Source organism: Solibacillus isronensis (assembly GCF_023715405.1).
In the GTDB taxonomy this organism is placed as follows: Bacteria; Bacillota; Bacilli; order Bacillales_A; family Planococcaceae; genus Solibacillus; species Solibacillus isronensis_B.
Genome location: NZ_JAMBOC010000001.1, coordinates 1,501,569 through 1,521,147, shown reverse-complemented (window position 1 = coordinate 1,521,147; position 19,579 = coordinate 1,501,569). Strand labels below are relative to the sequence as shown.

Below are 19,579 nucleotides of genomic sequence, written 5' to 3'. Positions count from 1 at the left end.
AAAGTATTTCGTGGTTTAGTTGGTACTTTTTGTAATATGTGAATTTTTTTCTTTTTGAAGAATTGCGATCTTATTAAATTTAATTAATTGGAGGTCATTTATTATGACACAAGGTACAGTAAAATGGTTTAACTCAGAAAAAGGTTTCGGTTTCATCGAAGTTGAAGGCGGTTCTGACGTATTCGCTCACTTCTCAGCTATTCAAGGCGACGGTTTCAAAACTCTTGAAGAAGGTCAAAAAGTTGAGTTTTCAGTAGAAGACGGTCAACGTGGACCACAAGCTACAAACATCGTAAAACTTTAATTTTAATGATGTAACTATAAAAGAGGGATCCTTTCATTAGGATTCCTCTTTTTTTGGGTATTTTTAGACAAAAAAATAAAGCAGTTCAAATTTATGGGGAAGTAAATTTGAACTGCTATTAATTTTGCTTATTTTTTAAAGTTTATCCGACTAAGTTATGCTTAACTACTTCATAAGCTTGGCAAATATTTTTGTAAGCATCTTTATGCTCAGCGATCATTTCAACTGCAATTTCATATAAATCAGAAGAGTCTGTTGTAACTAAATCGTTTAGTACAGCTGCTTCCATTTTCTCTACAAATGATAAAATTTCTGTATTCATAATTCCATCTCCGAATCTGTTTGTTGTTACTCTTAATATACAGTAAACAGACGTCTGACTTCAAAGGGAATGGGGGTGAAAACGGGTAAAACTTTTAAAGTTTGACGATAAAATGAACTTAACAAATTTTAGCTCTTTGAAAGCGTTTTTCTAACAATTGTCCAAATATTACATAAAAAACTGTTTCAAAAGAGTTCTTCTGAAACAGTTTTTTAGCATCTTTATAGGTTTACTACATCGGAAAACACGGCATCCATACCAAGTGATTCCATTTGCCGGGCTATTGCTGCATCATTTACTGTATAAGTTCTGACGATCATGCCGTTCTTAATTGCTTGCTGAACAATGGAGCGCATCCCGTAGTAGTAGGGGATATGTATAGCATCAGCGCCAAACTTCTTTACATATTCCTCTATGTTTACAATAAGCGAAGCGAATAGCAGCGCGGTTTTCACATTTGGCATGATTTGCTGGAAACGCGTAATGCTTTCATGATTGAATGAAGAAATAATGACACGGTCTTCTAAATTAAAAGCATGAATTTCATTTGCAATGAGCGCTTCAATCCCGGGGTATTCAAAAATATCAGACTTTATCTCGATATTAATTTGAAAGGGGGTTGATTTAAAAATAGCCAAAGTTTCCGCTAATGTAGGTATTTTTTGACCTGCAAACTCCGGAGCAAACCATGAGCCATAGTCGAATGCTCGCAACTCTTCCAGTGTCATATCCTTCACATAGCCTTTACCTGTAGAAGTACGGTCAATTGATTCATCATGAATAACGACTAACTGGTTGTCCTTTGTTAAATGGACATCAAATTCAACTCCCCAAATGTCCATCTTTGCAGCTTCCTGAAAAGCAATCATCGTATTTTCAGGGTAGTTGGCACTGTAACCACGGTGAGCGAGAATCTTCATATAATTCACTTCTCCTATTTTTCGCAAGCAATCCCGTCTTTATCGCGATCGCTTTTCGCATTTAATTTGTAAAGCTCAGCTGATACGAAAGGTTTATATTTTGTTTTCCCGCCTTTGTTCGTAGTTTTGGCATCTTTCGCAACGCCGCCTTTATATACCTTATTTAAATCAGTGCAATTTTTATAAGCAACTGCTTTTGTAGCTGCTTCTGCTTCTATTGCCGAAAGTGAGAAACCGCCTATTAAAACAGCTCCCATTAATAATCCTGAAATATACTTTTTCACTGAATAACCCTCCACAAACAGTATTTTCCAGTATTTTAACATATAAAAAAGCGAATTCACAAGGGAGGTAGTGAATTCGCTTTAGATTAACCCATAATATTATAACCGCTATCGATATAAATCGTTTCGCCTGTCACACCGCGGGATAGGTGGCTTAACATCACAATTGTCATGTCAGCTACTTCTTCCTGATTTGTGTTGCGTTTTAGCGGAGAAGTTTCTTCGATTTTGTGCAGGATCTGATTGAAGCTAGGAACACCTTTTGCTGCCAATGTACGGATTGCTCCGGCAGAAATCGCATTAACACGAATATTATCCGCACCGACATCGGCTGCCAAATAGCGCATTGAAGCTTCCAGTGCTGCTTTCGCAACGCCCATTACATTGTAGCCGTCAAGAACACGCTGTGCACCTAAATAAGACATCGTTACGATAGAACCGCCTTCTGTCATATAAGGTTTTGCAGCTTTTGTTACAGCGATCAGCGAATAGGCACTCGTATCTTGTGCAAAGGCATAGCCATCGCGTGTTGTTTCGACGAATCGGTTGTGCAGATCTTCGGCATGTGCGAAGGCAACAGAGTGGATAATTCCATGAATTACTTTAAATTGCTCACCGATTTGATTGAATGCTTTTTCAATACTTTCGTCGCTGTTTACGTCACATTCTATCACTGTTGCATTGTGCTCTTCGTAATTTGTTAATAGTTTTTCGATTTTTCCTTTTGAACGTTCTTTACGATATGTGAAAATTACATTTGCTCCGACATCAAATAGTCGTTTCGCGATGCCCCAAGCAATACTGCGCTCATTGGCAACACCCATTACGACAATATTTTTCCCTTTTAATTGCAATAAATCCATAACGACACCCCTAAAATGATTAGTTAATATTAGTACCTACTACTAATATTAACTATAACATCTCGATTATAGATTCGCAATGAGAAAAAAGAGCAAAATAAAAAACGACCCTTGAAAGGAATCGTTTCGTATGTTTGTATACTATTCGAATTTTAATGAGTCGCCGTCAAATGTTTCATCTGCAACTTTAATTGAGTCAGTTGGACAGCCTTCAAATGCATCTTGCATATCTTCTAGTAGATCTTCTGGAACTTCAGCAGTACCCATGTTATCATCTAAAATAACGAAAGCGATTCCTTCATCATCATAATCATAAATATCCGGTGCAGCAGCGCCACAAGCGCCACATGCGATACAAGTATCTTTATCTACGATAGTATATTTTGGCATTGTTACCTCTCCTTTATCCGTTCGTTTCCATAAAGCTCTTACTTATTCTAATGGTGTTTTCGGCACTTTTCAACCTAATACTACGAAAATGAGGGATTTGATATGCTAGTCCAACAAATTCTTTTAAAAATTTTACATACTTTTCAACAGGAACGCACTGTTTCCGCAGCCTATCATTTATTGAAAGGGAAGCGGTCAGGACAGACAATTCATGATGTAGGACTCTTTAATTTATATTCCTATTTTGGTCTGCTCCCAAAACTAGCTCGTCATAAATTTGATGAGCAAATTGATCTCATGTTTGCCAAGAGTATTATTATAATAGAGGAAAACGGTTTTTATACAATGACGGACAAAGGAAAACAGCTTGCTTCACAACCTTTGCCTCTTTCTTTTGATGGCTGGCATTACCGTGGCAATGAACATATGTTTTTCGGCAGGCTTTCGCTTATTATTCAAAGTCTGTCACATCAGCTCCATCATAAAAAAGCATTTATACCGATAGAAAGAAATGAACAGACACAGCAATGGGTACGTCAATTTTTAGTGCGTCACCATTATCAGAACGGCTTGCTGCAACAAGCAATTTACACAGAAATGACGGCAAGCTTATCCGAAATTGCAATTGAAGAAAACATGAAAGATATACTCATGTATCGATTAACCGGCTATAATGAACCGGGATTTACTTGGCAGCAACTTGCATTTGGCTATAATATGCAGGAAATGGATGTTCAACTGCACTACATAAGCGCATTGCATACTTGGTTGAACGAATTGTACCGTGAAAAAACACAATACCCGATATTAAATGAAATTATGCAAAATATACGTGTAGAAGTAGTGTTGACTGCTTCGACAAACTCAACCGCCCAGTTATATAGAGCGGGGAGAACATTGGAAGAAATCAGTCATATTCGTCGATTGAAAATGAGTACGATTGAAGATCATATTGTCGAACTTGCAATGAATGAACCGAACTTTTCGATTGAGCCATTTGTAACAAGTGAAGAACAGAAACAAATTCTGGCTGCAGTTGAAGGTTATGACACGAAACGATTAAAAACGTTGAAGGAACTACTGCCGCAGCTAAGCTATTTCCAACTTCGGCTAACGCTGGCGAAAGGAGCGACACCAACATGAATTTACAAAGTGCCTTAAAGCGATATTTCGGCTATGATGCATTCCGTCCAGGACAAGAAGAGATCATTAACAATATTATTGCTGGTAAAGATGTTGTTGCCATTTTACCAACCGGGATGGGGAAATCCCTTTGTTACCAGCTGCCGGGCTATTTATTTCAAAAACCGGTCCTTATTGTGTCGCCGCTTTTATCGCTCATGCAAGACCAGGTCGATCAGTTAAAGCAAATGGGGGAAAAGCGGGTTGTGGCATTGAATTCCTTTTTAACTCCAGACCAGAAAAGGTATGCCCTACACTATTTGGAAGAATACCGATTTATTTTCGTATCTCCTGAAATGCTGTTGCAGCCTCAAGTAAAGGCGAGAATCCAAGGAATGGAACTTTCATTAATTGTTGCGGATGAAGCACATTGCATTTCACAGTGGGGATTTGATTTTCGTCCGGACTATTTACGGATTGGCGAAATATTATCGGAATCGAAGCGTCCGCCAATCCTTGCGTTATCAGCGACAGCAACAGATACGGTTTTGGCAGATATCCAGTCTTATTTAAAAATGAATTCACCTTTTCACTATATGCATGATGTAAACAGGGAAAATATTCATCTAGTAAAAAAACTGTTCTCAGAGCGTGAGGAAAAGATGGAATGGATTATTGAACATGTTAAAAATACAGCCGGCCCGGGCATAATTTATACACAATCCCGGTCAAAAGCAGAGGCGATCAGTTTACAGCTTCTACAGCAAAATATTTCGGCGGCTGCTTATCATGCCGGGAAGGAAGCGCAGGACCGTCAGTTTATACAGCAGCAATTTTTAGCGGGTCAGCTTGAATGGATTGTTGCGACAAATGCATTTGGTATGGGTGTCCATAAAGAGAACGTCCGTCAAGTCATTCATGAAACAATGCCTGCAACGTTGTCGAATTATATGCAGGAAATTGGGCGGGCAGGTCGCGATGGCAAGAAAGCTGTAGCCTTTTTGTTATATTGTGATGGTGATGAGCAATTTGCAAAGTTTATCGCTTCAGAAGATTTGCCTAAAAATATACATGTTGACCGATTCGCAGAAGTGATAGCAGCCGGGGAGCAGCCGCAGTCATTACTTGCAAACGGAGAAATGTCAGAAGTGGTTTTCCGTGTTTTAAGTTATTGGCTGGCACGTGAATCAGCCGAGGAAGTAAAGAGCCGGATGCTGAATTTACAGATTAAGAAATTTGAAGAAGTCCGACTTGTATTAAAGCTTATTGAACATTCGGATTGTATGCGAAAGCAAGTAGTTCAGTACTTTGGTCAGCAATTAACAGAGCAGCAGGAAAATTGTTGTTCCAACTGTGGGATCGACCTGTCTCAACTTGTTGAAGAGAGAGATATTTCAAAAACTATGATTAAAATGACAAATTGGCAACACCGTCTCAAGAAAATATTGTTAATAAACTCTTAATCTACTATCGAACCGTTTACTTTTATGTAGAAATTGGTCATAATAAAGTTATAATTTTTAGTAGTTGGAGGGGTGCAGGCCATGACAAAAGAAGATTACCGGGAGAAGGTAGAGGAGCATCGTCAAGAGATTGACCTACATAACGAGTCAGGTACAAAAATGTCACGTGTTAGCCGACATCGAAAGAAAAACGGAAAAAAACAAACAAACCCGATTATGACGGTTTTAACAGTTGTCTTAATTTTTATTCCATTAGTTATTTTAGCTTATGTGTGGTTGATCTATGAACCGAATACATCTGCAAGTGAAAACGTAAATGCGGATAAGAAGGACGACTTAGTAGTGGAGATTCAAAAACAGGATCCGAAAACACAGCCATCTGCTACTAACGATGACGAAGAAAAAGAAGAAACAAATGATGACAATACGGCCGAAGTGGATGAGGCTAAAGCTAAAGCGGAAAAAGCTGCTGAAGAAGCGAAAAAGGCGGAAGCAAAAATCGCAAAAGAAAAAGCGGAAAAAGAAGCAGCGGAAATAAAAAAGGCGGAACAAGCACAGAAGGCAGCGGCGGCTAAAGCGAAAGAGCAGGAAGCGAAGAAAAAAGCTGCTCAAGCACAGCAAAAAACGCATACTGTACAATCGACTGACAATTTATACCGCATTGCATTAAAGTACTACGGTAATGGTGGTCCTGAATATGTTAATAAAATAAAAGCTGCCAACAATTTATCATCCGACAGTATTGCGACAGGGCAAGTTTTAGTAATTGTTCCATAATTTTTTCTATCCTGTATAACGACTAGTAAAAAGACGAACCGTTCCGGCTCTCGTCTTTTTCTTTATGAAAGAAATTTATTATTTTAGAAAACTTAATAACACTACGTTAAATTAATGGTTAATAAAACATTAAATCAGGCTATTGTATAATTAGTCTTTTTTGAATTGGAGGACCGTGTATGGTCATAATAAGTATTATCGGAATCGCCTGTATTTCAGTGCTTCTCTATATGTATAAGGAAGCGCATGAAAATAATATCCGGTCACATGAAGTGAAAGCAAATGGCGATAGTGAAACAATCCATCTATTTTTTATATCGGATACGCATGCGCGCAAAATTAATGAGGCGATGATTGATTCGATTGATCAAAATATACAAGCTGTCCTCATAGGGGGAGATTTTGTTGATCGTCGGACTTCTGAAGACACAGTGCTTCATAATATACGTATGCTTAAAAAACTTGGCCCTACCTATTTTATATGGGGGAATAATGATGTCGAATTCGGTGAACAAAAGCTGCGTCAACTACTGAAAGACCATCAAATCCATATTATAGAGAATGGGTCAATCAAGCTCGAAAGCAAAAATGATATGTCAGTCAGCGCGGTTTCATATCGTCCAGGGGAGCAGAACATCCAGCGTGCAATCGAGCAATGCGAAGAAAAGAACACCGTTTTCATTGCACATAATCCGGAGTTGTTCGGCAAAGTACATAAGCAGTTTCAGCCACTGCTCAGTATTGGGGCACATTTACATGGCGGGCAAATCCGCCTTGGGAAATTTGGACTGCAGCCGCACGGATATTTTAAAAAAATCAAAAACCGGTATGAACTTGTCAGTAACGGGTATGGTACGACTCTTGTCCCGTTGCGCCTCTGCGCTAAGCCGGAAAGTCATTTTATTACAATTAAATTTGAACAAGATGAATTGAAATGAGTAAATAATGTTTTACAGGAATTGGAATAAGGAGATGTTAGTATGCAAAAGGTAGAAGCAATCATTGTTGGTGGAGGTCCTTGTGGATTAGCTGCAGCGATTGAACTACAAAATCTCGGATTGTCGCCAATCATTATCGAAAAAGGTAATATTGTCAATGCGATTTACAATTACCCGACACATCAGACTTTTTTTAGTACGAGTGAAAAGTTGGCTATCGGTGATGTGCCGTTTATTATTGAGCAGCGAAAACCGAAACGCAATCAGGCGCTCGTCTATTATCGTGAAGTGGTGAAGGCGAAAAAACTTCACGTAAATCGTTTTGAAACAGTGGAAAGTGTTAAAAAGACGGACGGTTTATTTCATGTACAGACAGATAAAGACAGCTATGAAACACCGTATGTAGTTATTGCAACTGGCTATTACGATCATCCGAACTATTTGAAGATACCGGGGGAAAGCTTACCGAAAGTCCATCATTATTTTAAAGAAGGACACCCGTTCTTCGATTTAAATGTACTTGTAATCGGCGGTAAAAACTCTGCAATTGATGCAGCATTGGAGCTCAATAAAGCAGGCGCACATGTGACAGTCATCTATCGGGGCAATGATTATTCCCCGAGCATTAAGCCATGGGTATTACCGGAATTTTTAGGGCTTGTCCGAGAAGGTGAAATTACAATGCACTTTAATACAGAAGTAAAAGAAATTAAAGAAAACGAAGTCATTGTGGAAATCGAGGGCAAACAAGAAACAATTGCCAATGATGTCGTATTTGCAATGACCGGTTATCACCCTGATCATCGCTTCATCCGTGAAATGGGCGTAGAGATTGATGAACAAACAGGAAGACCGACATTTAATCCTGAAACAATGGAAACAAATGTAGAAAATTTATTTATTGCCGGTGTCATTGCAGCAGGAAATAATGCAAATGAGATCTTTATTGAAAACGGCCGCTTTCATGGGAACATGATTGCTCAGAAAATTGCTCGTCAAACTACATAAGGGGTGAATGTTGTGAAGAAAAAAGTAGTGCTGATTACGACAGGTGGAACGATTGCGAGTACACGCAATAAGAAAAACAAACTGGAGTCCGGCAAGCTGGATGGGCAAGCCATTTTATCGATGTGCCAGCTTGAAAATGAGATGGATATTGAATTGATTGATTTATATCAGATTCCATCGATGCATATGACATTCGAAAATTTAAATCTATTGAATCAAACGGTCAAAAATGTATTTAAAGATCAAACGGTAAGCGGAATTGTCATTACACATGGTACGGACAGTTTAGAGGAGACGGCCTACTTTTTAGAGCTGACAATTCATGACGAACGTCCGGTTATTGTAACAGGTTCCCAAAAGTCACCTGGCGATATTGGTACAGATGTTTATTCCAATCTGCGCAATTCCTTATTGGTTGCTTCGAATGAAGAGGCAAAAAATATAGGGGTGTGCGTTGTCTTTAATGAAAAAATCATTCATTCCAAATACGTAAAAAAAATGCATTCTTCAAGCATTAACGGCTTTGGTTCAATCGGCTATGGGATGCTTGGCTTTATCGATAATGACGAGGTCATCATTTATCAGAAGCCAACCCATAAAGAAGTATACGAAACAAAAGAAAGCTATCCTGCTGTTGAAATAGTATTTGCCTATTTAGGAGCAAGTTCTATTATTTTGGATGCCCTCTATGAAGCAAATGTTGAAGGTGTGGTGCTAGTCGGTGCCGGCCGAGGACAAGTTGCTCCGAAAATGATGGATGCGATCGAAAAGCTTTGTCAAAAAGGAACGAAAGTTGTACTAACAACATCGACTGAAGAGGGACGTGTTTTCCCAACATACGATTATTACAGTAGTGCGAATTACTTGAAAGATACCGGTGTCATTATGGGCGGAGACTTTGATCCAAAGAAAGCGCGTCTAAAGCTCCTGTTGATGATTGCTAACGGTAATACGGATTTTGATACATTTATGCATTAATCATAAAAACTCGGCAGGAAATTAGCCGAGTTTTTATATTTTCTAGACAAATATTGGGTATGCTACACTGTTGTGAAAAAAATAGTGCTATACTAATTAGGAGTCAAGAATCGAAAGGAGCCGGCATGATGTTTATACTTTTATCAGCAGCGATTGCGCCGGGTTTAGCCCTTTTAAGCTACTTTTATTTACGCAATGAGATGGATACCGAACCACGGCGTACACTAATGCATTCATTCATATATGGTGGGGTTATTACATTCCCCGTTTTATTTATACAGTTCGTAATAAAAGAAGAACAGACATTTTCGAATCCTTTCTTTATCAATGCTGTTTTTACCAGTTCGATAGAAGAATTCGTGAAATGGCTCATTATTTTAGCGGTAATTTTACGTCATATTGAGTTTGATGATCCGTATGATGGTATTTTGTATGGTGCAGCTGTTTCATTAGGATTTGCTACTGTGGAAAACGTCCTCTATCTATTATCTTTCGGAATTGATCAAGCTTTTATGCGTGCGTTATTGCCGGTATCAAGTCATGCACTGTTCGGTGTAGTAATGGGTTACTATTACGGTAAAGGGAAGTTTTCAAGTAACGAAATACAGAAGAAATATATCGCGCTTGCACTCTTAGCCCCTGTAGGACTTCATATTATGTATAATTCAATTTTAATGTTAGAAGAATACTTTATGTATGTGATGCTGCCGTTTATGTTGTTTTTATGGACGTTTGCATTGCGCAAAGTAAAGCAGGCACACGAACATCTAATTGAGCACTTATCCCGCAGCAATCATTTATAAAAGGTTTGTTACAAATATTTTTGTAGCAAACCTTTTTCTATGTAAAAAACGGATTAGCAAACTCAAAATAAGTGATGAGAATATTCTCTATAGACATAAAAAAGCAACTTTACAATGTATAAACTTTTCAATTTTCTCCATCCTACTGAAAAAGGAGTGGAAATGTCAGTGAAAAAAATCGTCTTGTTCGTATTCATTATATCAAGTAGTTTTGTAAGTCATACATTTGCATTTTCAGGTCAGGATGTGCAACGGGGTGCATTTGGTGACGATGTAATTGAGTTACAGGCACGACTTCAATACTTAAGTTACTATAATGGAAAAATTGACGGAAAATTTGGTTATGGAACGTATTGGGCGCTTCGTAATTTCCAGGAGCAGTACGGGCTACCTGTAGACGGAATTGCCGGAAGAGCGACGAAGGAAAAGCTCGAGAATAATTCGGATTTTGATAAAGTATGGGTTCATAAACAAATCAATGCAGGGAACAGTTTTACGTATTATGGCGGAATAGCGTTGGAAAATCAGGTGAAAAAAGGCGGGAATGGCGGTAAAAGTGCAAATGATACAACCTCCATGCAGCTTCCGCCAGGCTACACAGATCAGGACTTGCAAATTTTAGCGAATGCAGTATACGGGGAAGCACGAGGCGAGCCGTATGAAGGACAAGTTGCAGTTGCAGCCGTAATTTTGAATCGTCTGGAATCACCGGAATTTCCGGATACGATTTCGGAAATTATTTTTCAACCGTTAGCTTTCACAGCAGTTGCGGACGGCCAGATTTGGCTTACACCAAATGAACGTGCCAAACAGGCTGTATTGGATGCAATTAACGGCTGGGACCCATCCGAGAATGCTTTGTATTATTTTAATCCTGTTACAGCGACAAGTGATTGGATTTGGTCTAGACCTCAAATCAAACAAATTGGTGAGCATATTTTCTGCTTATAGGCGGGGGTAAAACATGAAAAAATTTGCATATTTATTAGGTTTATTTGTCGTCATATTAGCCTTTGTTTCCTTTGATCTATTTACACAAAATAAGGATTTGGAGCGAGCTGTTTATGCTACCCAATCAAGGGACCTTTCGGCAGCCACTGAAAAATTATCGGTATTGCATACAACGGTAGAACAATCTTTACTCTTTCAGGATGAAAAAGCTCTAAATAATGAGTTGGATTCCATATGGCGGATGAGCAGTGATTTAAGAAAAACTGTCGCCAACTTACCGATCCAGGCAGAAGTACAAAATGAATGGATGCGTTATTTAGGAAGAATTGGTGATAATGCAAAACAAGCGGCCGCTACAGGAGACTACGAAAATTGGCGCAACAAAATGGGAACGGTAGCTTCCAATTTACATGCATTCGCAGAGGAATGGAATATTGCCACTGTTGCATTTTATGAAAATGATGGAAATTTAAAAAAATGGTCAACGAATCATACGACCAATCTTAAAGATTCGCCATTTATGAACGTATCGAAACAATTAAAAACATATAATGAAACCGATTTTCCATTAACGGCGAGTGAATCGGACTATGAGAAAAAGCGGGAATTACAGCATTTAAAAGATAAAAAAATTACGAAAAACGAAGCTATTCAAAAATTCAAAAACTTTTTCCCGAATATCGATGATTCGATTGTAACGGTTACGAAAAGCAGTGATGATGCACCATATCCGTTCTATCATATTCAATTTATCCACGGTTCAAAAATCGGTTATGCTGACATAACAGAAAATGGCGGTCACCTTCTTTCGTTCCTGCTAGAACGGCCGGTTAAAAAGGATGCACGTTCACATGAGGAGATTTTGAACACTGCAAAAAGCTTTATGAATAAAGTGGGATACACTGATGTGAAGCTTTCAGAGTCACGAGAAAATCACGAAGCATGGCATCTCGTGTTTACGCGAGTGTATGGAGATGATGAAGCATTAATTTACCCGGATAGTATTCAAGTGAAAATTGCGAAAGATAACGCTGAGATTTTAGGTGTCAACGCAATGGAATATATTCAGGAAGAGAAAATTAAAGAGCAAAGCGAAGTACAGATAGATTGGGATAAATTTTTTGCAGATCATGTAGGTGTTGAACAAGTGCAAAAAATTTATACAGGCAATGGAAATCTGGAACTTCGTAAATGTTATGAAGTCATTGCAAGGCTCGACAATAAGACACAGGATACGTATCGTGTTGTAATTGATGCGGAAACACATGAAGTAATTAAAAATGAAAAAGTGTTTTAGTTGCATGTATCTGGTGCAAGGTCCAGTAAAGTTAATTGTAAAAATATAGCTATATTTACATTCCCATGAGATAATAAAGTATCAATAATTTCTTATGGGGAGAGGCAAATGGAACTTAAAATTGGAACGCAACTAACGCTGGAGCCAACCTATACGGAAAGGGCCGAAAAATTTAAATGTCGAGTTGTCGATCGACAAGACAATATGATTTTTATCGATTATCCAATTAATACGGCAACTAAAAAAATCGCTTTTTTAATAGATGGTGCACAATTCCGAGCAACATTCAGTACCGAAAAAAAAGAAAGTTACTGCTTTAATACAGAAGTTTTAGGACGTAAAGGCGGCAATGTTCAGATGATTCTGCTTGCGTGTCCACCTGCTGAAGAATTTATTAAAATCCAGCGACGCGAATATGTTCGTGTGGAAACACCTGTAGATATTGCGATAGAACATGACGGACAGAAATTTCAGTTTGCGGCCGAAGACATTAGCGCAGGGGGAACATTAATTCATATTAAGTCACCTGTTAATTTTACTGAGGGCGATACAGTTAAAGCTTTCGTCGTCCTGCCATTTGTAAATGGTGAAATTCGCTATGTCGAAACAGATGCGAGAGTCGTGAACACGTTCGAACGTAATGAAATGACGATGGCATCATTGAATTTCACGGATACGGATGATTATGATAAGCAGCAGATTGTCCGATTCTGCTTCGAACGACAAGTAATGATCCGCAAAAAAGAAATGAATGAATTATAAGCGGGATTGGCTAGAACTTTGAATTGAAAGAACACTTAAATAGAAAACGGATATTTTGTAAAATTGATTGGAATGAAGGGCGACTCCAGCGGGAATTGCGTGATGCCTGAGACTAGGAACAAAAGCTAAGAACGCCACTTCCTGTGGCAACGCTTTTGTGACCAACATCCTGTTGGCCTCACGCCAGCGCAAAGCGTCCCGGAATGGAAATTAATTTTTACGCACAGCAAAAAAATGCCATTTTTCTCCGGAGAAAAATGGCATTTTTGCATTATGTGCCAGCCTGTTTTAAATAAGTAAAACGAATGTGATGGGAGACGGTCCAGATTGTATGGAGGGGCAGCTTTTTTTCAAAAAAATATAGCGTAAAGAAGGTAAAAATTTTTTCGGTTATGATACAATAGCAACGGAAAGTAGGGAGTTAATTATGATGAAAAAAATTCAAATTGCAATTGATGGTCCTGCAGGTGCGGGGAAAAGTACCATTGCAAAAATTGTAGCCGAAGCACTTCGATTTACATATATCGACACAGGTGCAATGTATCGGGCAGTGACGTATAAAGCGATGAAAGAAAACATACAATTACATGACGCAGAAGCAATTGAAAAAATGCTGCAAGAAACGGCGATTACATTGAAACCGTCGGAGCAGGGACAACTCGTTTTTGTGGATGGACAAGATGTGTCACAGGCTATACGTTCAAATGAAGTTACGGCAAATGTTTCAGAAGTTGCGGCGCATGCAAATATTCGTGAAATTCTCGTAGCGATGCAGCAAAAGCTGGCTGCGGACGGCGGAGTTGTCATGGATGGACGTGATATTGCAACACATGTATTAAAAGATGCAGAGCTTAAAATTTACATGTCTGCCACAGTCGAAGAACGTGCACATCGACGCTTCCTGGATAATGAACGCCGCGGTATTCCTTCAACAATCGAATCCTTACAGAAGGAAATTGCACTGCGGGACAAGCTTGATAGTGAACGTGAAGCTTCACCGCTCATCCAAGCAGAAGATGCTTTATTTTTAGATACGACGCATTTATCAATTGATGAAGCAGCGCAGGAAATTTTGAAATTAGCGCAGCAAAAGATGCAGTAAACGCTAGTGCAAAATGAAGCTAACGTACGAAATTTCTGAAAATAAAGGGTTATTTTTTGTCTTTGTAGAAATTATCGAATAAAATAAAAGTGGAATACGCGAAGGAGGGCTACATATGTCTGAGGAAATGAATTTAGGGTCAAACCAAAAATTTCAAGAAGGAGATATTGTGAAAGGTGTTGCTGAACAGGTTGAAGAGAAGTCAGTAACGGTTTCGATCGAGGGGGCACCTTTCGACGGGATTATACCTATTAGCGAACTTTCAAGCTTACACATTGAAAAAGCTTCTGATATAGTTTCAGTTGGCGATCAGCTAGAGCTTATGATTACGAAAGTTGAAGAAGAGAATTTTGTATTATCAAAACGCAAAGTAGATGCACTACACGCGTGGGATGAATTAAAAGCAAAATTCGAATCTGGTGAAGTATTCGAAGCAGAAGTAAAAGATGTTGTGAAAGGCGGACTTGTCGTCGATTTAGGCGTGCGCGGTTTCGTTCCGGCTTCACTCGTTGAAGATTATTTTGTTGAAGATTTTGAGGATTACAAAGGCAAAACATTACGTTTAAAAATTACAGAGTTAGATAAAGAAAAAGGCCGACTTATTTTATCTCATCGTGCAGTACTAGATGAAGAAAAAGCGTCGAAAAAGCAACAAGTGATTCAAAACATCCATCAGGGTGATATGCTGGAAGGTACTGTTCAGCGCTTGGCGAAATTCGGTGCGTTCATTGATTTGGGCGGCATCGATGGATTAGTCCACATTTCACAAGTAGCGCATGAACATGTTGAAGATATTTCAACGGTATTACAGGAAGGACAATCTGTCACTGTAAAAGTACTTTCAGTCGATATTCCGAATGAGCGTGTTTCATTATCAATCAAAGATACGCTGCCTGGTCCGTGGACAGACATTGAAGAAAAGGCTTCTAAAGGCGCAATCTTAACGGGTACTGTAAAACGTCTTGTTACATTCGGTGCGTTTGTAGAAGTATTCCCTGGTGTAGAAGGTCTTGTCCATATTTCTCAAATTTCCCACAAGCATATTACGACACCACATGAAGTCTTAAAAGACGGCCAAGAGGTGGAAGTAAAAGTACTTGAGGTAAATGAAGCGGAAAAACGCCTTGCACTAAGCATTAAAGCATTGCAGGAAGATTCAGCGAGCGACGAGGACTTCGATTACGAGCTGCCTGAAGAAACTAAAGGCTTCTCATTCAGCGATGTTATCGGTGATCAGCTAAAAGGATTTAAAAAATAATAACACGAAAACCGCCAATGTAAGCATTGCTTATATGGGCGGTTTTTTTGCTTTTCGGGAAGTTGTTGTCTTCGGGGTGTGTGACTTTATTAGGACAATTTTGTAGTTTACTAGAAAAAGATAGTTAGATTTTAGAAGAACTGTAATCAATATTTGAACAAATGGCATTCATTTTAGCACTTTTGGGAACTATATTAGAAAACCGCATACTTATTAGAACAAATAAAATTATATTAGATAATCTCTAACTATTATAGAAAATCACACCGTGCGAAAAGTTTGACGATAAATCGAAATCGATTTTGAATGTTGCGAAAAAATGATATAATAGTCAAATTCGTGTATAATACGGAAAGACAAGAGTTTGGAAGGATGAAGTACAGATGACAAAACCAGTAATCGCCATCGTAGGACGTCCGAACGTAGGTAAATCGACAATTTTTAACCGAATTGTTGGAGAACGTGTATCGATCGTGGAAGATATCCCAGGTGTAACACGTGACCGTATTTATAGTTCGGCTGATTGGCTAGCACATGAATTTAATATTATCGACACTGGTGGTATTGAAATTGGAGACGAGCCGTTTTTAGAGCAAATTCGTCAGCAAGCGGAAATCGCTATTGATGAGGCGGACGTTATTATTTTTATGACTAATGGACGTGAAGGTGTTACAGCTGCAGATGAACAAGTAGCAAGAATTTTATATAAAACTAAAAAACCGGTTGTCTTGGCAATTAATAAAATCGATAACCCGGATATGCGTCATATGATTTATGACTTCTATTCATTGGGCTTCGGTGAGCCTTGGCCGATTTCAGGTTCACACGGTTTAGGTTTAGGGGATTTATTGGATGAATGTGCCAAACATTTCCCGCAGCCGGATGAAGAACAATATGATGATGATACAATTAAATTCTCTTTAATTGGACGCCCGAATGTTGGGAAATCATCTCTTGTGAATGCCTTTTTAGGTCAGGATCGAGTTATTGTAAGTGAAATTCAAGGAACGACTCGTGATGCAATTGACTCTCCGTACTCATATGATGGACAAGATTATGTCATCATTGATACTGCAGGAATGCGTAAAAAAGGGAAAGTCTATGAATCAACAGAAAAGTATTCGGTACTTCGTGCACTGCGCGCAATCGAACGTTCAGATGTTGTTTTAGTTGTTCTGAATGCTGATGAAGGTATCCAGGAACAGGATAAAAAAATCGCTGGCTATGCACATGAAGCTGGTAAAGCAGTCATTATTGTTGTAAACAAATGGGATGCGATTGAAAAAGACGAGAAAACGATGAATCTCTTTACAGAGCAAATTCGTGAGCATTTCCTGTTTTTAGATTACGCACCGATCATTTTCGTTTCAGCAAAAACGAAACAGCGTGTCCACAATATTTTACCGATCATCAAGCGTGTGAGTGAAAACCATGCAATGCGTATTCAATCATCAATTTTAAATGAAGTAATTGAAGATTCGATCGCACGTAATCCGGCACCAACAGATAAAGGCAAGCGTTTACGTATTTACTATGCAACACAAGTAGCGATTAAACCGCCTACATTTGTTGTATTCGTAAATGAACCGGAAATGATGCATTTCTCATACGAGCGCTTTTTAGAAAACCGTATTCGAGAGACTTTCGACTTTGAAGGAACTCCAATACGCCTAATTACACGTGCTCGTGACTAAATCAATAAAAAGAACGCTAGTTTATGAAAATGAACTAGCGTTTTTGTTCATAATAGGGTTTGACTTGAAGGATAAATTTTCAACTGACTTTAAGTGAAATTGGGGGTTATTTAATGGAAAATGTAGTAGTTTTAGGAGCAGGTTCCTGGGGAACGGCACTGGCCATTGTTTTAGCTGAAAATGGTCATAATACGTTAATTTGGTCGCATCGCGAAGATCAGGCAGCTGAAATTAATGAACAGCATACAAATAAAAAATATTTGCCGAATACGATTTTGCCAAGTAACTTAAAGGCGACTTCAAATTTAGAAGAGGCTGCAAAACACGGTTCTACTATTGTAATGGCAGTACCGACAAAAGGGATTCGGGAAGTTTGCGGTAAGATTTCGGGCTACTTAACTGAGAAAGCATTATTTGTCCATGTTTCTAAAGGAATTGAACCGGATACATTAATGCGTATTTCAGAGCTGATGAAGGAAAGCCTTGCTGACAATGCAGTAAGTGATATCGTAGTTTTATCAGGTCCTTCGCACGCGGAAGAGGTCGTTTTAAAACATCCGACAACCGTAACGGCTGCTTGCGAAAATTTAGAAGCTGCGGAAAAAGTGCAGGATTTATTTATGAATCAGTACTTGCGTGTCTACACGAATGATGATGTAATTGGCGTTGAAATTGGCGGTGCACTTAAAAACGTCATCGCGCTGGCTGCAGGGATGACGGATGGTCTGGATTTCGGTGATAACGCAAAGGCTGCCTTGATAACACGTGGTCTAGCTGAAATTACGCGGCTCGGTGTAAAAATGGGCGGGAATCCATTTACGTTTGCCGGACTGACAGGTATGGGTGATTTAATCGTTACATGTACGAGTGTCCATTCCCGAAACTGGCGCGCAGGCAATATGCTCGGTAAAGGAATGAAGCTTGAACAAGTATTGGATGAGATGGGAATGGTTGTCGAAGGTGTACGTACGACAAAGGCTACATACCAGCTCTCAAAAAAATACGATGTTTCGATGCCGATAACATCAGCCTTATATGATGTGCTGTTTAATAATATGGAACCGAGAGCATTAGTCGAATCATTAATGTTGCGTACGAAAAAAAGTGAAATTGATGAGATGAGCTGAACTAGTATATTTTGCGGGATTTCCAATTAATTTAATAATTTGTCACAAATAAGGAGGGATACTTGTATGCCTCCTGTTTTTTTTTACCTGAAAAGGCTATAATTATTAGCGGTATCAACAATAAATAGAAAGGCGGTTTTAATAGTGCAACTTACTTTGCAGCTCATGCATCCACTATCAAATTTACTCTTAAATTCTGCACGTGGCCCATTAGCGAGCATGCATGCGTTAGATGTTATGTGGATTTCTTTTTATTCGATTGGTTTACTGTTAGTATCAATTCTCATTATTACAGCAGTCCGTAAGTGGGTACATAATATGGTTTTGTCATTTTTATTGAAATTAGTAGCTTATGTCATGTTTTTTATCGGCACATTGTTAATGGTACTTGTCATACTTACATGGCCGAACTAATATAGGGGGAAATACATAATATGAAATCATCAAAATGGTTTGTTCTTTTATCGTTGGTCATTTTAGTGTTGACCGGCTGCGGCTCACCGACAAATTTTGACCAGTCCAGTTTAAGGCCGGATGTCGATATGCTTGCCGGCGTACAGCGTGCGGTCAATGAATATCGCGAAGATACAGGGGTTCTTCCGATTAAAACACGTGACCAGGATACAGATATCTTCATTAAATACTTAATCGATTTTGAAAAGCTTATCCCAAAATATATCGTCTCACCGCCGGCAAATTCCTATGAGAAGGGCGGTATTTTCCAATATATCATTTGGGATCCGGAAGAAAATCCAACTGTAAAGCTCGTCGATTTACGAACACCGGAACGTATTCGTGAGATTAATATCCGTTTCAAAGGAACAACATATCCACAATTCAAAGATAAAATAGTGGAGCACGTCTACACGGTTAATTTTGAGAATATTGGCTATAAGGAAGATATAACTGTACAAAGTCCTTATTCGAACAATCAGCTCCCGATTGTCGTATCTGCTGAAGGGGATTTATATGTCGATTATTCGATTGATTTATATAATTATATGAAAGACAATAATATTACAGCAGAACCGGGTGATGACATTCGCGAAATATTGGTGGAAAACTTTCCGGTTGTCCCTGCTTACTCATTGCCATATACGGTAGATGAGAACAATGAGCCTGTCATTATGTATGATCCAACCAAAAAAGAAAATTAAACTAAAAAAGGTGTGTAAAAAGTTAAATCTTTCTGCACACCTTTTTCATATTTAAAAAT

22 protein-coding genes are annotated in these 19,579 nt (G+C 38.7%); 17 read left to right on the top strand and 5 right to left on the bottom strand.

Annotated elements, in window-relative coordinates; all coding sequences use genetic code 11:
• The first annotated feature begins 103 nt into the window (after window positions 1-103).
• A complete protein-coding gene (locus M3166_RS07800) occupies window positions 104-304 on the top strand; it encodes a cold-shock protein (RefSeq protein ID WP_008404960.1) in 201 nt (66 codons plus the stop codon).
• Window positions 305-446: 142 nt separating this feature from the next.
• On the opposite strand, the gene M3166_RS07795 is transcribed toward M3166_RS07800, so the two are convergent.
• The 5 genes from M3166_RS07795 to M3166_RS07775 form a co-directional block, all read right to left on the bottom strand.
• Window positions 447-626: a hypothetical protein gene (locus M3166_RS07795; protein WP_251688924.1), complete on the bottom strand. Its 180-nt coding sequence runs from the start codon at window positions 624-626 to the stop codon at window positions 447-449.
• Window positions 627-847: 221 nt separating this feature from the next.
• Complete coding sequence (locus M3166_RS07790; protein ID WP_251688922.1) at window positions 848-1,546, bottom strand: glycerophosphodiester phosphodiesterase; 699 nt, start codon at window positions 1,544-1,546, stop codon at window positions 848-850.
• 14 nt (window positions 1,547-1,560) lie between these two features.
• Window positions 1,561-1,803 (bottom strand): excalibur calcium-binding domain-containing protein, encoded by a 243-nt coding sequence (locus M3166_RS07785; RefSeq protein ID WP_427711641.1) that lies wholly within the window; start codon window positions 1,801-1,803, stop codon window positions 1,561-1,563.
• 113 nt (window positions 1,804-1,916) lie between these two features.
• Window positions 1,917-2,693, bottom strand: a complete 777-nt coding sequence (locus M3166_RS07780; RefSeq protein ID WP_079525816.1) for an enoyl-ACP reductase FabI — start codon at window positions 2,691-2,693, stop codon at window positions 1,917-1,919.
• A gap of 141 nt (window positions 2,694-2,834) precedes the next feature.
• A complete protein-coding gene (locus M3166_RS07775; RefSeq protein WP_008404945.1) occupies window positions 2,835-3,083 on the bottom strand; it encodes a ferredoxin in 249 nt (82 codons plus the stop codon).
• Window positions 3,084-3,185: 102 nt separating this feature from the next.
• On the opposite strand from M3166_RS07775, the gene M3166_RS07770 reads away from it, so the two are divergent.
• The 16 genes from M3166_RS07770 (at window position 3,186) to M3166_RS07695 (ending at window position 19,520) form a co-directional block, all read left to right on the top strand.
• Entirely contained in the window at window positions 3,186-4,226 is a 1,041-nt protein-coding gene (locus M3166_RS07770) for a helix-turn-helix domain-containing protein (RefSeq protein ID WP_251688918.1), read from the top strand.
• Window positions 4,223-5,668 carry a RecQ family ATP-dependent DNA helicase gene (locus tag M3166_RS07765; protein ID WP_251688916.1) on the top strand — a complete coding sequence of 482 codons (1,446 nt, stop codon included), beginning with the start codon at window positions 4,223-4,225 and terminating at the stop codon, window positions 5,666-5,668. Before M3166_RS07770 ends, M3166_RS07765 begins: the two co-directional genes overlap by 4 nt.
• Before the next feature lie 81 nt (window positions 5,669-5,749).
• Window positions 5,750-6,445, top strand: coding sequence for a LysM peptidoglycan-binding domain-containing protein (locus tag M3166_RS07760; RefSeq protein ID WP_251688914.1), 696 nt, complete (start codon window positions 5,750-5,752; stop codon window positions 6,443-6,445).
• Between the two features lie 179 nt (window positions 6,446-6,624).
• The gene (locus tag M3166_RS07755; protein WP_251688912.1) at window positions 6,625-7,383 is read left to right on the top strand and encodes a metallophosphoesterase; all 759 of its coding nucleotides are present in this window, start codon (window positions 6,625-6,627) and stop codon (window positions 7,381-7,383) included.
• A 42-nt stretch (window positions 7,384-7,425) separates the two neighbouring features.
• Window positions 7,426-8,391: a YpdA family putative bacillithiol disulfide reductase gene (locus M3166_RS07750; RefSeq protein ID WP_251688910.1), complete on the top strand. Its 966-nt coding sequence runs from the start codon at window positions 7,426-7,428 to the stop codon at window positions 8,389-8,391.
• Window positions 8,392-8,403: 12 nt separating this feature from the next.
• Window positions 8,404-9,369 carry an asparaginase gene (locus M3166_RS07745; RefSeq protein WP_251688908.1) on the top strand — a complete coding sequence of 322 codons (966 nt, stop codon included), beginning with the start codon at window positions 8,404-8,406 and terminating at the stop codon, window positions 9,367-9,369.
• Window positions 9,370-9,497: 128 nt separating this feature from the next.
• Window positions 9,498-10,172: a glutamic-type intramembrane protease PrsW gene (gene prsW, locus M3166_RS07740; RefSeq protein WP_251688907.1), complete on the top strand. Its 675-nt coding sequence runs from the start codon at window positions 9,498-9,500 to the stop codon at window positions 10,170-10,172.
• Window positions 10,173-10,334: 162 nt separating this feature from the next.
• The gene (gene sleB, locus M3166_RS07735; protein ID WP_251688892.1) at window positions 10,335-11,123 is read left to right on the top strand and encodes a spore cortex-lytic enzyme; all 789 of its coding nucleotides are present in this window, start codon (window positions 10,335-10,337) and stop codon (window positions 11,121-11,123) included.
• Between the two features lie 13 nt (window positions 11,124-11,136).
• Window positions 11,137-12,420, top strand: a complete 1,284-nt coding sequence (locus M3166_RS07730) for a PepSY1/2 domain-containing protein (RefSeq protein WP_251688890.1) — start codon at window positions 11,137-11,139, stop codon at window positions 12,418-12,420.
• A 108-nt stretch (window positions 12,421-12,528) separates the two neighbouring features.
• The gene (locus M3166_RS07725; protein WP_251688888.1) at window positions 12,529-13,182 is read left to right on the top strand and encodes a flagellar brake protein; all 654 of its coding nucleotides are present in this window, start codon (window positions 12,529-12,531) and stop codon (window positions 13,180-13,182) included.
• 427 nt (window positions 13,183-13,609) lie between these two features.
• On the top strand, window positions 13,610-14,284 hold the full coding sequence (gene cmk, locus M3166_RS07720) for a (d)CMP kinase (protein WP_079525837.1): 675 nt from the start codon (window positions 13,610-13,612) through the stop codon (window positions 14,282-14,284).
• A gap of 115 nt (window positions 14,285-14,399) precedes the next feature.
• Window positions 14,400-15,542, top strand: coding sequence for a 30S ribosomal protein S1 (gene rpsA / locus M3166_RS07715; protein WP_251688885.1), 1,143 nt, complete (start codon window positions 14,400-14,402; stop codon window positions 15,540-15,542).
• Window positions 15,543-15,925: 383 nt separating this feature from the next.
• The gene (der, locus tag M3166_RS07710) at window positions 15,926-17,236 is read left to right on the top strand and encodes a ribosome biogenesis GTPase Der (RefSeq protein WP_251688883.1); all 1,311 of its coding nucleotides are present in this window, start codon (window positions 15,926-15,928) and stop codon (window positions 17,234-17,236) included.
• A gap of 113 nt (window positions 17,237-17,349) precedes the next feature.
• Window positions 17,350-18,363 carry an NAD(P)H-dependent glycerol-3-phosphate dehydrogenase gene (locus M3166_RS07705; RefSeq protein WP_251688881.1) on the top strand — a complete coding sequence of 338 codons (1,014 nt, stop codon included), beginning with the start codon at window positions 17,350-17,352 and terminating at the stop codon, window positions 18,361-18,363.
• Between the two features lie 144 nt (window positions 18,364-18,507).
• Window positions 18,508-18,777 (top strand): DUF2768 domain-containing protein, encoded by a 270-nt coding sequence (locus tag M3166_RS07700; RefSeq protein ID WP_251688880.1) that lies wholly within the window; start codon window positions 18,508-18,510, stop codon window positions 18,775-18,777.
• Window positions 18,778-18,797: 20 nt separating this feature from the next.
• Window positions 18,798-19,520, top strand: coding sequence for a hypothetical protein (locus M3166_RS07695; RefSeq protein ID WP_251688878.1), 723 nt, complete (start codon window positions 18,798-18,800; stop codon window positions 19,518-19,520).
• The last annotated feature ends 59 nt before the right edge of the window (window positions 19,521-19,579 follow it).

Bases quoted from the DNA above. Each gene is read 5' to 3' on its own strand.
- sleB (WP_251688892.1), top strand. From the start codon at position 10,335: ATGTCAGTGAAAAAAATCGTCTTGTTCGTATTCATTATATCAAGTAGT.
- M3166_RS07780 (WP_079525816.1), bottom strand. From the start codon at position 2,693: ATGGATTTATTGCAATTAAAAGGGAAAAATATTGTCGTAATGGGTGTT.
- M3166_RS07800 (WP_008404960.1), top strand. From the start codon at position 104: ATGACACAAGGTACAGTAAAATGGTTTAACTCAGAAAAAGGTTTCGGT.
- M3166_RS07750 (WP_251688910.1), top strand. From the start codon at position 7,426: ATGCAAAAGGTAGAAGCAATCATTGTTGGTGGAGGTCCTTGTGGATTA.
- M3166_RS07695 (WP_251688878.1), top strand. From the start codon at position 18,798: ATGAAATCATCAAAATGGTTTGTTCTTTTATCGTTGGTCATTTTAGTG.
- M3166_RS07705 (WP_251688881.1), top strand. From the start codon at position 17,350: ATGGAAAATGTAGTAGTTTTAGGAGCAGGTTCCTGGGGAACGGCACTG.
- M3166_RS07760 (WP_251688914.1), top strand. From the start codon at position 5,750: ATGACAAAAGAAGATTACCGGGAGAAGGTAGAGGAGCATCGTCAAGAG.
- M3166_RS07775 (WP_008404945.1), bottom strand. From the start codon at position 3,083: ATGCCAAAATATACTATCGTAGATAAAGATACTTGTATCGCATGTGGC.
- M3166_RS07730 (WP_251688890.1), top strand. From the start codon at position 11,137: ATGAAAAAATTTGCATATTTATTAGGTTTATTTGTCGTCATATTAGCC.
- M3166_RS07770 (WP_251688918.1), top strand. From the start codon at position 3,186: ATGCTAGTCCAACAAATTCTTTTAAAAATTTTACATACTTTTCAACAG.
- M3166_RS07790 (WP_251688922.1), bottom strand. From the start codon at position 1,546: ATGAAGATTCTCGCTCACCGTGGTTACAGTGCCAACTACCCTGAAAAT.
- M3166_RS07765 (WP_251688916.1), top strand. From the start codon at position 4,223: ATGAATTTACAAAGTGCCTTAAAGCGATATTTCGGCTATGATGCATTC.
- prsW (WP_251688907.1), top strand. From the start codon at position 9,498: ATGTTTATACTTTTATCAGCAGCGATTGCGCCGGGTTTAGCCCTTTTA.
- cmk (WP_079525837.1), top strand. From the start codon at position 13,610: ATGATGAAAAAAATTCAAATTGCAATTGATGGTCCTGCAGGTGCGGGG.
- der (WP_251688883.1), top strand. From the start codon at position 15,926: ATGACAAAACCAGTAATCGCCATCGTAGGACGTCCGAACGTAGGTAAA.
- rpsA (WP_251688885.1), top strand. From the start codon at position 14,400: ATGTCTGAGGAAATGAATTTAGGGTCAAACCAAAAATTTCAAGAAGGA.
- M3166_RS07725 (WP_251688888.1), top strand. From the start codon at position 12,529: ATGGAACTTAAAATTGGAACGCAACTAACGCTGGAGCCAACCTATACG.
- M3166_RS07785 (WP_427711641.1), bottom strand. From the start codon at position 1,803: ATGGGAGCTGTTTTAATAGGCGGTTTCTCACTTTCGGCAATAGAAGCA.
- M3166_RS07795 (WP_251688924.1), bottom strand. From the start codon at position 626: ATGAATACAGAAATTTTATCATTTGTAGAGAAAATGGAAGCAGCTGTA.
- M3166_RS07755 (WP_251688912.1), top strand. From the start codon at position 6,625: ATGGTCATAATAAGTATTATCGGAATCGCCTGTATTTCAGTGCTTCTC.